Source organism: Pseudomonas citronellolis, from assembly GCF_900112375.1.
GTDB lineage: Bacteria > Pseudomonadota > Gammaproteobacteria > Pseudomonadales > Pseudomonadaceae > Pseudomonas > Pseudomonas citronellolis.
Map to the genome: position 1 here is coordinate 84,919 of NZ_FOLS01000031.1, position 12,283 is coordinate 97,201.

The window sequence follows — 12,283 nt, forward strand, 5'->3', positions numbered from 1 at the left end:
GAATCGGCCGATCAATCGGCTTTACATTCCGTTTACCCCGTCCAGGCCATGACCCGTCCCGTGAATCCCGACCTGCCACAGAACCTGATGGCGCTCTTCGAGCATCTGCGCAACCAGCTGCAGATGGGCCTGCTCGCCCAGGGCATCGACCTGGCGCCGCCGGACATCCGCCTGCTGGAGCTGATCGCCGAGGCCGAGGGCCTCATCAACCTGCAGGACGTCGGCCGGCAGATGTGCCGCGACAAGGCGCTGATCACCCGCAAGGTCCGCGAGATGGAGAGCCGCGGCCTGGTCCGCCGCGAGCGCAACCCGGGGGACCAGCGCAGCTTCCAGCTGTTCCTCACCGAGGCCGGCAAGGTCGTCCACGCACAGGCCCAGGCGATTCTCGCATGCACCCATGACAGGCTCTTTGCACCGCTGGATGCCGAGGAGCAGCGCTGTATGGCGCACCTGCTGCAACGCTGCCTGGACGCCCAGGAAGAGCTGCCGCAGTAACGAAAACGCCGGCTTGCGCCGGCGTTTCGCTGCAACCGCGTCTTATTGACGCACACCCTCCACCGACAGCGTCAGCTCGACTTCCTGGGAAGCCGGGCCGAGGTCGCGCTGGATGTTGAAGTCCTTCAGCTTCAGGGTGGTGGTGCCGAGGAAGCCGGCGCGGTAGCCGCCCCACGGGTCGTCGCCCTGGCCGATCAGCTCGGCCTTGAGGGTGACCGGCTTGGTCACGCCGTTGAGGGTCAGGTTGCCGGTGATCTCGGCGTTCTTGCCGTCGGCCTTGACGCCGGTGGACTCGAAGGTCGCGGTGGGGTTCTTCGAGACGTTGAGGAAGTCGCCGCTGCGCAGGTGCTTGTCACGTTCGGCGTGGTTGGTGTTCACGCTGTTGGTGTTGATGGTGACCTTGACCTTGTCGGCGGCCGGGTTCTTCTCGTCGAAGGTGAAGGCGCCGTCGAAGTCGTCGAAGCGGCCGTACAGCCAGCTGTAGCCCAGGTGCTTGATGCGGAACTCGATGAAGGCGTGCTGGCCTTCCTTGTCGATCTTGTAGTCGGCGGCCATGGCCTGGCCGGCGCTGAACAGGGCGGTACCCAGGGCCAGGGCGGCGAAGGTCTTCTTCAGCATGGTGATCTCCATAGGGTGCTAGGTGGGGTCAATCCGTGGAACGGCCGAGCATGCGCGTGAGGGTCGCATCGCGGTCGAGGAAATGGTGTTTGAGCGCCGCCAGGGCGTGCAGTACGGCGAAGACCACCAGGGCCCAGGCCAGGTACAGGTGGATGGCGCCGGCGGTGTCGGCCTGCTCGGGCAGCCCGCTCAAGGTCGCCGGCACGTCGAACCAGCCGAACACGCTGATGGGTTTGCCCTCGGCGGTGGAAATCAGGTAACCGGCGACGATCACCGCGATCAGCAGCCCGTACAGCGCCAGGTGGCCGAGCTTGCTGGCCTTGCGCGTCAGCGCGCCATGGTTGGCCGGGGCCGGCGGCGGCGGGCTGAGGAAGCGCCAGGCGATGCGCACGATCAGGGCGATGGCCAGCAGGATGCCGATGCTCTTGTGGATTTCCGGGGCGCGGTGATACCAGGTGTCGTAGTAGTCCAGCTCGCGCATCCACAGGCCCAGGCCGAACAGGCCGAAGACCACCAGGGCGCTGCCCCAGTGCAAGAAGAGACTGACCAGACCGTAACGGGAGGGCGAATTACGCCATTGCATCGAAAGGTTTCCTGATAAAGCCGGAGCATCAAGACTAGCGGCAAAACGATCGGATAAAAGTGGAAATTACTGCTTTGAAACATCGATTCACAAGATAGCTTCGCTGGCTAACGACCATTCCAGAGCCTTCTGTGCCTCTTTCGAGATAACACCCCGGGCGCGGGAATTATTCACCGCCAAAGAAAAAGGGGCGCTGGAAGGCGCCCCTTTTTCACAGGCAGTGGCGGGAACCGCGGCTCAGAACATGTCGGTGAACCAGGAGAACGCACCCTTCTTCTTGCCCTCGCCCGCGGCCGGCGCCGCCGGCGCTTCGCTGGCCTTGGCCGGCGCGGGGATGCTGACGCTCTTGCCGTCGGCCAGGTCGCGCAGTTGCGCGGCGGCGCGCTTGCCGCTGCGCAGGGCGCCCTCGATGGTGCCCGGGTAGAGCGCGTCGGTGTGCTCGCCGGCGAAGGCGACGCGCGGCAGCGGCTGTTCCCAGGCGCGCCAGAAGCGGCTGATCTGCCCCGGGCCGTAGGCCAGGTAGGAGCCGCCGGTGCTGACGTCGGTGCTGTAGCGGCGCATTTCATAGCCGGAATAGGCGCCGCGCATCTTCGGGTAGTACTTGTTCATGCGGATCAGCACCTGGTCGACCATCTGCCGGTCGCCGAAGGCCTGCAGCACGCGGGCGTTGTCGCCGGAGAGGTTGATCAGCACGTTGGCGCCACCCTTGAGCGCGGGCTCGACCCAGATCATGCCCAGGCCCTGGTCGCTGTAGATCTCGCCGGACAGGCGCGACTTGTCGTCCCACACCGGGCGCTTGAACTTCAGCAGGATCTGGTCGCGCCAGCCGTAGTTGGTGTTCTTCAGCGCTTCCTGCTGCCTGGCGTTGAGCCCCGGGGTCAGTTGGATCTGGGCCAGGGCGCGCAGCGGCACGGCGAGCACCACGTAGTCGGCGCTGTAGCCGGTGGTGCCGGCCTTGACGGTGACGCCGTCCTTGTCCTGCACGATGGCGCTGACGCGGGCGTTGGTCTTGATGGTCTTCAACTGCTTGACGAAGGCCTGGGCCAGCACCTGGCTGCCGCCCGGCAGTCGCGCGGCGCGCAGGTCGCGGTCGTCGACGTTGCGGTACACCCGGCCCTGCTGGGCGAGGTACAGCAGCGACAGGCGCGAGGGCTCGTCATAGTGCGAGCGGATGCGCTGGTTGACCAGCAGGCGCGCGGTCGGCGACAGATTCAGCTTGTCCAGCCAGCGGGCGACGTTGAGCTGGTCGAGGGCGAACAGGGTCTTGTTGGCCAGCGGGTCGAGCGGGTCGTCGATGGACGCCGAGAGATCGTTCAGCGACTTCTCGAAGCGCTCCAGGTCGGCGGCCACGGCGGGCATCTTCTGCTTCAGGTCGGCGGAGCTGTAGTAGACGCCGTCGATCAGGTAGCTGGGGGTACGCACGAATTCCGGCGCCGGCACCGCTTTCAGCTTGAGGGTGTCCAGGTAGCCGTTGAGGGTCGGCTGGGCCTTGGCGTTGCCCAGCCATTCGCTGGTGGCCAGGCCCGAGCGCCCGCCGATCTGCGGCTTGGCCTCCAGCAGGGTGACCTGCCAGCCCGACTGCTGCAGTTCATAGGCGGCGCTGAGGCCGGCCAGCCCGCCGCCGACCACGATCGCGGTCGGCTGTTTGTCCTTGCCCAGCGCGAACGCGCTGAACGCCGCCAGCGCCAGCAGCGAGGCCGCGCGCAGCCATCGAATCTTCATCGTGCATCCCCCAACATGGTGCGAAGGCGCGCAGCATACGCCAGCGCCCAGTGGCCGGCCAGATGCCACCCTCTGCCGTGTGTCGCGGCGCGCGCCTTGTCCGTCCATGTCCCATTGCATAGGCTTGCCCGACGACTTCAAGAGGAGACCTTCCATGGGCCTGAACGCCGAGTGGATGCAGCGCGACCTGGAGGTGCTCTGGCACCCCTGCACCCAGATGAAAGACCACGAGCGCCTGCCGGTCATCCCCATCCGCCGCGGCAAGGGCGTGTGGCTGGAGGACTTCGAGGGCAAGCGCTACCTGGACGCGGTCAGCTCCTGGTGGGTGAACGTCTTCGGCCACGCCAACCCGCGCATCAACCAGCGCATCAAGGACCAGGTCGACCAGCTGGAGCACGTGATCCTCGCCGGCTTCACCCATGCGCCGGTGGTCGAGCTGTCCGAACGCCTGGTGCGCCTCACGCCCGAGGGCCTGTCGCGGGTGTTCTACGCCGACAACGGCTCCTCCGGCATCGAGGTGGCGCTGAAGATGAGCTACCACTACTGGCAGAACTGCGGCCAGCCGGCGAAGAAGCGTTTCGTCACCCTGACCAACAGCTACCACGGCGAGACCGTGGCGGCGATGTCGGTGGGCGACGTGGCGCTGTTCACCGAGACCTACAAGTCGCTGCTGCTCGACACCCTCAAGGTGCCCAGCCCGGACTGCTACCTGCGCGCCGAGGGCGAGAGTTGGGAAGCCCATTCACGGGCCATGTTCGAGCACATGGAACGGACCCTGGAGCAGCATCACCGGGAAGTCGCCGCGGTCATCGTCGAGCCGCTGATCCAGGGCGCCGGCGGCATGCGCATGTACCACCCGGTGTACCTGAAGCTGCTGCGCGAGGCCTGCGACCGCTACGGCGTGCACCTGATCCACGACGAGATCGCCGTCGGCTTCGGCCGCACCGGCACGATGTTCGCCTGCGAGCAGGCCGGCATCACCCCGGACTTCCTGGTGCTGTCCAAGGCCCTGACCGGCGGCTACCTGCCGATGGCCGCGGTGCTGACCACCGACACCGTCTACCAGGCCTTCTACGACGACTACGCCACCCTGCGCGCCTTCCTGCATTCGCACACCTACACCGGCAACCCGCTGGCCTGCACCGCGGCCCTGGCGACCCTCGACATCTTCGAGCAGGACAACGTGATCGAGGCCAACAAGGCCCTGGCCGCGCGCATGGCCTCGGCTACCGCGCACCTGGCCGACCATCCCCACGTGGCCGAAGTCCGCCAGACCGGCATGGCCCTGGCCATCGAGATGGTCCAGGACAAGACCAGCCGCGCGGCCTACCCCTGGCAGGAGCGCCGCGGCCTGAAGGTCTACCAGCACGCCCTGGAACGCGGCGCCATGCTGCGCCCGCTGGGCAACGTGGTGTACTTCCTGCCGCCCTACGTGATCACCCCGGAGGAAATCGACTTCCTCGCCGAGGTGGCCAGCGAAGGCATCGACATTGCCTGCCGGGACTCGGTGAGCGTGGCGGTCAGCGGGTTGTATCCGGATCACCGGGATCCGGGCTAGCGGCTGAGAGCCGAGAAGAGCGCTGGAGGCCGAAGGCTGGACGAAATGCAAAGCGGGCTGCACCATGCCGCTCTTCGTTCAGCCTCCAGCCTTCAGCGGCTTTGTTTCCTATGCGCCTTTCCCGCTTCTTCATCGACGCCCCCCTCTCCCTCGGCCAGCACGAGTTGCCCGAGGCCCAGGCCCACTACATCGGCCGCGTGCTGCGGCATGCCGCCGGCGATGCCGTGCAGTTGTTCGACGGCTCCGGCCAGGAGTTCCTCGGCGAGCTGGTAGAGGTGGGCAAGAAGAACGTGCGCGTGGAGCTGCGCGAAAGCTTCGCCGGCCTGGCCGAGTCGCCGCTGCGCCTGCACCTGGGCCAGGGCCTGTCGCGCGGCGAGCGCATGGACTGGGCGATCCAGAAGGCCACCGAACTGGGCGCCGCGCGGATCACCCCGATCGTCAGCGAACGCTGCGAAGTGCGCCTGAAGGACGAACGCGCCGACAAGCGCACCGCCCACTGGCGCCAGATCGCCATCAGCGCCTGTGAGCAATGCGGCCGCTCGGTGCTGCCGCAGATAGACGCCCCCGTCAGCCTCGCAGAATGGCTGCAGGCCACCGAGGCGGACCTCAAGCTGGTGCTGCACCCGGTGGCCGAGCCCCTGGCCAGCCACGCCCGCCCGGGCAGCCTGGCCTTCCTCATCGGCCCGGAAGGCGGCCTGAGCGACGCCGAGGTGGAACAGGCCAAGGCCGCCGGCTTCCACGCCGCCCGCCTGGGCCCGCGGGTGCTGCGCACCGAGACCGCTCCGGTGGTGGCGCTGAGCGTGGCGCAGCAGCTGTGGGGCGATTTCTGAGGTAGCCGCCGGAACCCTCGGCTATCGCGGACAAGGTCCTGCGACCGTGCCTCCCCGGCCCCATCGTGGCGGGCCATGCCCGCGGTTCGCGCGCAGGGCGCGCTCCTACAGGGGAACGCCGCGGTTGGCGCAGCGTAGGAGCGGACTCCGTCCGCGATATCCCGGAACCGGCCGTCGGCCGGATCGCGGATGAATCCGCTCCTACAGGTGGGTTCGAAGCCCCGTAGGATGGGTTGAGCGAAGCGATACCCATCGCCGTAGCGATTGGCGCGCCAGACGCGCGCCCTCAAAGCCCGCGCAGAGCCAGGCCGGCCAGGCCGAGCAGCAGCAGGCCGCAGCCGGCGTAGCTGACGCGGTGCCAGAACAGCGAGGTGTTGCGCCGCAGCCAGTCCACCAGGCCGGCGCAGAGGAAGCACCAGATCAGCGACGAGAGCATGAAACCGGCGAAGAACACCAGCGACTGCGCCTGGCTCGGGGCGCCTTCGACGATGCCGGCCAGGGCGCTGCCCAGCGCGCCCCAGTAGACCACGTTCTTCGGGTTAGACAGCGAGATGGCCGCCCCGGAGGCGAAGGCGTTGCCGGCGCTGGTGGCCGCCTCCAGGTCGTCCAGTGGCGGGCGCCAGGCGTCGCGCAGGCCCTGGATGCCGAGCCAGGCCAGGTAGCCGGCGCAGGCCAGGGTCAGCGGCACGCGCACTTGTTCATGGGCCAGCAGCAGGGCCAGGCCGGTCAGCCCGAGCAAGGCCCAGACCGCATCGCCGATCAACGAACCCAACTGCACCAGCAGCGCCGGGCGGAAGCCGCCGGTCAGGCCACGGCGCAGGGTTTCGCTGAACACCGCCCCCGGCGAGATATTGAAGGCGAAGCCGAACAGCAGGGCGGCAAGGAAGATGGCGAGCATGGGGCGGGACTCCGGAAAGCAGGAATGCGCCCATTCTCCCCAGACGATGGCGGAAAAACTTGAACCGGATTGCGCCGCTTCAGCCGCGCAGCGTGCGCTGGTAGCGGCCGGGACTGATGCCGTAGGCGCTGCGGAAGTGGCGGGTCAGGTGGCTCTGGTCGGCGAAGCCCAGGGCATGGGCGGCATCGCCCACGGCGACGCCCGCCCGCAGCAGCGCCAGGGCCCGCCGGGTGCGCAGTTGCATGGCCCACTGCCGCGGGCTCATCCCGGTGTGCTGCTTGAAGGCCCGCAGCAGGTGGAACCTGGAGACCTGCACCTGCTGCGCCATGGCCTCCAGGCTCAGCGGTTCGGCGAGGTTGGCGGCGAGCAGTTCCTGCAGGCACTCCACCGGGCGCCGGCCCAAGGCCGCCGTCTGCGGCGGCCGGGTACCCGCGTGGCGCGCCAGTTCGGCCAGCGCCAGGGTCAGGCACTCCTCGCCACGTTCGCGAAGGAAGGTGTCGCCGGAAAGGGCCAGTTCCACCGCACGGGCCAGCTCCCCCGCCAGCTGCGGATGCTCCAGCAGCGGCCGCTCGAAGGCCAGGCGCTGCAGGCCCAGGCTCGCGGCCAGCACGCTTTCCGCCAGGTAGAGGCTGACGAAGCGCCAGGGCTGGCCGTCGGCGGCGCCGCCACCCTGGATCTGCCCCGGGTTGTAGAGGGTGATGTCGCCGGCGCTGGCCTGGAAGCTGCGGCCGTCCAGCCAGATGTCCTCGCTGCCGCAGAGGTTGGCGCTGATGACGAATTCGTCATGGCTGTGCTTGTCGAAACGATGCCCGCTCAGCGCCGCGCTGGCCACTTCGCAGCCATCGCCCAGCCAGGCGTGACGCAGCGCCATGGCCGGGGCTCAGATCAGCCCGGCGTCGGCGAGCTTCTGCTCCAGCGCCACCAGGTCGGGGATGCGCACCAGGTCGTCGCCGACGCTCACCGCCGCCAGTTCCAGCGGCGCCAGTTCGGCCTCGGCGCGGGGCAGCTCGGGGCTGACCTTCAGCGAACGCGGAATGCCCTGGGCCAGCAGCGCCAGGAACTTCACGTGGGGCCGCCCGCCCAGGGCGTTGAGGACGATGACCCGCGCCCCCGGGCCGACCTGGGGCGCACCGCCGGAGGCCGCCTCGAAGGACAGCAGCGGCAGGCGCAGGTCGCGCCAGGCCACCTGGCCCAGGTACCAGGCCGGCAGGCCCGGCTGCGCCTGGGGCGCGCGGTAGGCGATCAGTTCGGCCACGGCCACGTTGGGCAGCAGCAGGGTACGGTCGGCCAGGGGCACCAGCAGCCCGGTCAGGCTGGCGGGTGCCTCGTCGTCGCCGAGATTGGCCGGGGTGCCGTTCACAGGGGCTTCCTGCGGCAGGGAAAGATCACTCATGACTCCACTCCAGTGGCCGCACACTGCGCAGCCAGGTGTTCGACCAGCGCCGCGGCGAGTTCGCGCGGGTCGGCCGAGAAGGTACTGTAGCCGCCCTCGCGCAGGCTGTCGGGCATGCTCGAGCAGGCGCAGCCGTCCGCGCGCTGCGTCCAGATCTCGGCGCCCTGGCGGCGCACATAGGCGGCCGCGGCGCTGCCGTCGCTGCACATGCCGCTGAAGACTATCACCCCGCAGCGGCTGCCGAACTGCTGGGCGAGGTTGAGCATCATCTGGTCGATGGACGGGCTGTAGGGTTCCGGCCAGGCCCGCTGGCCCAGGCGCATGCGGCCATCCTCGGCGAAGCCCAGCTCGTGCTGCACCGGCACCACCACCACTTCGCCGCAGCGCAGCCAGTCGGCGTCGCGGGCGAGGTTGACGCGCCACTGGCTATGCCGTCCCACCGCCTGCGGCAGGCTCTGCTCGAACGACGGGGCGATGTGCTGGGCATAGAGGAAGGCCAGCGGCAGGCCGCCCGGCAGCGCATCGAGGAACGCCTTGACCGCCGCCGGGCCGCCCAGGGACGCAGCCAGCAGCCAGACCTGGCGCGCCGGCTCGCCCACCTGCAGCGGCGAGGCCGCCAGGCCGTCGGGCAAGGCGATGCGGTTCGGTCGCTGGGCCTCGCTCAGCAGAGCCTCCAGGCTCTGGCCGACACTGGCGCTGGGGTCGCCCACCAGGCGCCGCAGCTTGCCCACCAGGCGCCGCTCCCAGCGCGGATAGTGCTCGGAAAGCCGCTCGGGGGCATGGCCCTCGCCGAACAGCACCGGCACCTGGGCCTGCTCCAGCAGGTTGTCGAGCAGCGGCGTGTCTTCCTGCTGGGCCAGGTCGACCAGCCACAGGTCGGTCGCGCAGGCGGCCAGCTGGGCCTCGTCCAGGCGCCCGGGGTCGGCGTTGAGCACCACCTGGTAGCCATGCCCGACCAGGGCCTGCTGCAGCACGTGGCGCTGCAGCGAGGTGTCGGCGATGATCGCGATCCTTGCGCCGCTCTGCTCAGGCATGGACGGTCACCAGCGCCTGGATGCTGTCGAGCAGCTCGGACTCCTGATAGGGCTTGCCCAGGTAGCGGTTGACGCCGATGGCCAGGGCCCGCTCGCGGTGCTTCTCGCCGGTGCGCGAGGTGATCATGATGATCGGCAGGTCCTTCAGGCGTTCGTCGTGGCGCACCAGGGTGGCCACCTCGAAGCCGTCCATGCGCGGCATCTCGATGTCCAGCAGCATGATGTCGGGCTTGTGTTCCTGCAGTTGGGCGATGGCATCCACCCCGTCCTTGGCGGTCAGCACGTTCATGCCGTTGCGCTCCAGCAGGCGGCTGGTGACCTTGCGCACGGTGACCGAGTCGTCCACCACCATGACCAGGGTCGGGCGCTGCTGTTCGCTGTCCGCCTGCGGCGCATTGGGCAGCGCGCGGCGCGGCTGGGCGTGCAGGGCGAGGCTGGCCAGGCGGGCGCGGATGGTCGCCAGCAGGTCGAGGATCACCACCACGCGGCCGTCGCCGAGGATGGTCGCCCCGGAGATGCCGCTGACCCCGGCGAACTGCGCGCCCAGGCTCTTCACCACGATCTCGCGGGAGCCGGCCAGGGCATCCACCTGCACCGCCACCGCGTGTTCCGCGGAGCGCACCAGGATCACCGGCAGCGGCAGCGACTGGCCCACCAGCTTGGGCTGCTGGCCGTTGTTCAGCAGGTCGCCCAGGTATTTCAGCTCGTAGTCCTGCCCGGCGTATTCGAAGTGCGGCGCATGGCCCTGCCTGCCGCCCTCCTCGTAGAGGGCCTCCAGCTCGTAGGGCGAAACGCGGACGATGCCCTCGATGGTGTTCAGCGGCACGGCGTACAGGTCCTCGCCGGAAAGCACCATGAGCGCGCGGTTCACCGACACGGTGAAGGGCAGGCGGATGGCGAAGCGCGTACCCTTGCCCGGCTCCGACTGGATGCTCATGGAACCGCCGAGCTGCTTGACCTCGGCGTTGACCACATCCAGGCCGACGCCGCGCCCGGAAATCTGCGTGAGCTTCTCGGCGGTGCTGAAGCCGGCCTCGAGGATGAACTGCAGCACCTCGTGGTCGGAAAGCTCGGCGTCGGCCGCCATCAGGCCGCGTTCGACAGCCTTGCGGCGCACCGCGTCGAGGCGGATGCCGCCGCCGTCGTCGGCCAGGCTGAGGAGGATGTCGCCGCCCTCGCGGCCCAGTTCCAGGCGGATGCTGCCGGCCTCCGGCTTGCCGGCAGCGCGGCGCGCATCGGCGGATTCGATGCCGTGGTCGACGGCGTTGCGCAGCATGTGCTCCAGGGGCGCGACTATGCGCTCCAGCACGGTACGGTCCATTTCCCCTTCGGCGTTGCCGACGATGAACTCCACCTGCTTGCCCAGCTCGCCGGCGACCTGCCGGACGATGCGCCGCAGGCGCGGCACCAGGCGGTCGAAGGGCACCATGCGGGTGCGCATCAGGCCTTCCTGCAGCTCGGTGTTGACGCGCGCCTGCTGCAGCAACAGGGTCTCGGCGTCGCGGTTCTTCGCGGCCAGGGTTTCCTTGAGGTCGAACAGGTCGGAGGCGGACTCGAACAGCGCGCGGGACAGCTGCTGCAGCTGCGAGTAGCGGTCCATCTCCAGCGGGTCGAAGTCTTCGTAGCCGGCCCGCTCCGCATCGGCCTGGTGGCGCGAGAGGATCTGCGCCTGGGTCTCGGTGTCGAGGCGGCGCAACTGGTCGCGCACCCGCTCGATGGTGGCGTCCATCTCCGTCAGGGTGGAGCCGACGTCGCTCACCTGCTGCTCGACGCGGCCCCGGAAGATGGAGGTTTCACCGGCCAGGTTGACCAGGTTCTCCAGCAGCGGCGCCGGGACCTTCACCAGTTCCTGCGGGGCGCGCCGCGCGGCGGCCTGCTGTGCGGCCTCCTGGGCGCGCTGGACGAAGGGCAGCACCTTGGGCGCTTCGCTGCGCTGCGGCTCGGCGACGGCCATGATGGCGCCGGCGGCCAGGACCGGCAGCGGCTCGACCGGCTCCGGCTCGCTGGCGGGCGGCGGCGTGACGGCCGCGGCGCTTTCGGCGGCGGCATCGGCCTCGCCGACCTGCTGGCGCAGGTGGTCCACTTCGTTCTGCAGGCCGTCGAAGCCGGACTGCACGTCGAGCAGCAGGCTGTCCGGCCAGGGCGCGCCCTGGCGCTGGGCTTCGGTGAGGTGTTCCTCGAGGTCGTGGGCGAGGTCGCCGAGGGCGTTCTGCCCGGCCAGCCGCGCACCGCCCTTGAGGGTGTGGAGGATGCGCAGCAGCTCGTCGAGGGCGCCGTGGTCGCCATCGGCGTCCCAGCGGCCCAGGGCGTGCTCCATGCCTTCGAGCAGGTCGTCGGCCTCTTCCAGGAAGATGTCGATGATGTCCGCCGCCGGCTCGTCGCCGGCCAGCAGCGACGGCACCAGCGGCTGCAGGCTGACGCTGCTGGGCATGCTCAGCTGTTCGTCGGGGTTGGCGCGGAAGTCGCGGATCGCCGCGATCAGCGACTCGCCCTCGGGAACCGGCTGCCGGCCCTGCACCGCCTCGAGCATTTCCGCCAGGCGGTCGTGGCAGCGCTGGAGCAGGGCGAAGAGCCCGTCGCTGGCGCGCAGGCGCCCGCCGCAGAGGCCTTCGTAGAGGTATTCCAGCTCGTGGGCGAGGTCGCCGATGGGGCGGATCTCGGCCATGCGCGCGCCGCCCTTGAGGGTATGCAGGTCACGCTGCAGGGCTTCGAGCTCGACGCCGTTGTCGACGTTGCCCATCCAGCGCTGCAGCGCACCGGCTGCGCTTTCCAGGATGTCGAAGCCTTCTTCGAGGAAGATGTCCACCAGTTCCTGGTCGTGCACTTCCAATGGCTCGAACGCCGGCGCAGGCGCGGGCTCGACGTCGTCGGTCTGCTCCAGGGCCTGGGCGCTCGGGTCGCTTTCCGCCTCATGGAGGAAGGTGGCGAGGTCGATCTCTTCCAACACCGGATCGACCGCCTCGGGTGCCGTGCTTTCGCTCTCCGGCTCGGGCTCAGGCTCGGATTCGGCCTCGCTCTCGTCGACGATCGGCAGCGGCGGCTCGTCCGGCAGCGGCGCGGCTTCGGCTTCGGCTTCGGCTTCGGCTTCGGCTTCGGCTTCGGCTTCGGCTTCGGCTTCGGCTTCGGCTTCGGCTTCGGCTTCGGCTTCGGCT

11 protein-coding genes are annotated in these 12,283 nt (G+C 69.3%); 3 read left to right on the plus strand and 8 right to left on the minus strand.

What is annotated here, in order from left to right; all coding sequences use genetic code 11:
• Positions 1 to 48 precede the first annotated feature (48 nt).
• Positions 49 to 495, plus strand: coding sequence for a MarR family transcriptional regulator (locus BM060_RS25260; RefSeq protein ID WP_074984235.1), 447 nt, complete (start codon positions 49 to 51; stop codon positions 493 to 495).
• 42 nt (positions 496 to 537) lie between these two features.
• Here BM060_RS25260 and BM060_RS25265 read toward each other — a convergent pair whose 3' ends face one another.
• The 3 genes from BM060_RS25265 to BM060_RS25275 all read right to left on the minus strand — a co-directional run bounded on the left by BM060_RS25265 (position 538) and on the right by BM060_RS25275 (position 3,418).
• Complete coding sequence (locus BM060_RS25265; RefSeq protein WP_074984255.1) at positions 538 to 1,113, minus strand: YceI family protein; 576 nt, start codon at positions 1,111 to 1,113, stop codon at positions 538 to 540.
• A gap of 28 nt (positions 1,114 to 1,141) precedes the next feature.
• Positions 1,142 to 1,696 (minus strand): cytochrome b, encoded by a 555-nt coding sequence (locus BM060_RS25270; RefSeq protein WP_009615275.1) that lies wholly within the window; start codon positions 1,694 to 1,696, stop codon positions 1,142 to 1,144.
• Positions 1,697 to 1,933: 237 nt separating this feature from the next.
• Positions 1,934 to 3,418, minus strand: coding sequence for a flavin monoamine oxidase family protein (locus BM060_RS25275; protein ID WP_074984238.1), 1,485 nt, complete (start codon positions 3,416 to 3,418; stop codon positions 1,934 to 1,936).
• Positions 3,419 to 3,572: 154 nt separating this feature from the next.
• On the opposite strand from BM060_RS25275, the gene BM060_RS25280 reads away from it, so the two are divergent.
• Both BM060_RS25280 and BM060_RS25285 read left to right on the plus strand, forming a co-directional pair.
• Positions 3,573 to 4,976 (plus strand): adenosylmethionine--8-amino-7-oxononanoate transaminase, encoded by a 1,404-nt coding sequence (locus tag BM060_RS25280; RefSeq protein WP_074984240.1) that lies wholly within the window; start codon positions 3,573 to 3,575, stop codon positions 4,974 to 4,976.
• Positions 4,977 to 5,086: 110 nt separating this feature from the next.
• A complete protein-coding gene (locus BM060_RS25285) occupies positions 5,087 to 5,806 on the plus strand; it encodes a 16S rRNA (uracil(1498)-N(3))-methyltransferase (protein ID WP_074984243.1) in 720 nt (239 codons plus the stop codon).
• A 286-nt stretch (positions 5,807 to 6,092) separates the two neighbouring features.
• Here BM060_RS25285 and BM060_RS25290 read toward each other — a convergent pair whose 3' ends face one another.
• From BM060_RS25290 to BM060_RS25310, 5 genes are all read right to left on the minus strand, one after another.
• Positions 6,093 to 6,704 (minus strand): LysE family translocator, encoded by a 612-nt coding sequence (locus tag BM060_RS25290; protein ID WP_043269477.1) that lies wholly within the window; start codon positions 6,702 to 6,704, stop codon positions 6,093 to 6,095.
• Between the two features lie 79 nt (positions 6,705 to 6,783).
• Positions 6,784 to 7,575 carry an AraC family transcriptional regulator gene (locus tag BM060_RS25295; protein ID WP_074984246.1) on the minus strand — a complete coding sequence of 264 codons (792 nt, stop codon included), beginning with the start codon at positions 7,573 to 7,575 and terminating at the stop codon, positions 6,784 to 6,786.
• A 9-nt stretch (positions 7,576 to 7,584) separates the two neighbouring features.
• Positions 7,585 to 8,097: a chemotaxis protein CheW gene (locus BM060_RS25300; protein ID WP_245322975.1), complete on the minus strand. Its 513-nt coding sequence runs from the start codon at positions 8,095 to 8,097 to the stop codon at positions 7,585 to 7,587.
• Positions 8,094 to 9,131, minus strand: coding sequence for a chemotaxis protein CheB (locus tag BM060_RS25305; RefSeq protein WP_074984252.1), 1,038 nt, complete (start codon positions 9,129 to 9,131; stop codon positions 8,094 to 8,096). Before BM060_RS25305 ends, BM060_RS25300 begins: the two co-directional genes overlap by 4 nt.
• A partial coding sequence (locus tag BM060_RS25310; RefSeq protein ID WP_256257869.1) for a hybrid sensor histidine kinase/response regulator occupies positions 9,124 to 12,283 on the minus strand: 3,160 nt, incomplete at its 5' end. The genes BM060_RS25305 and BM060_RS25310, both read right to left, overlap by 8 nt.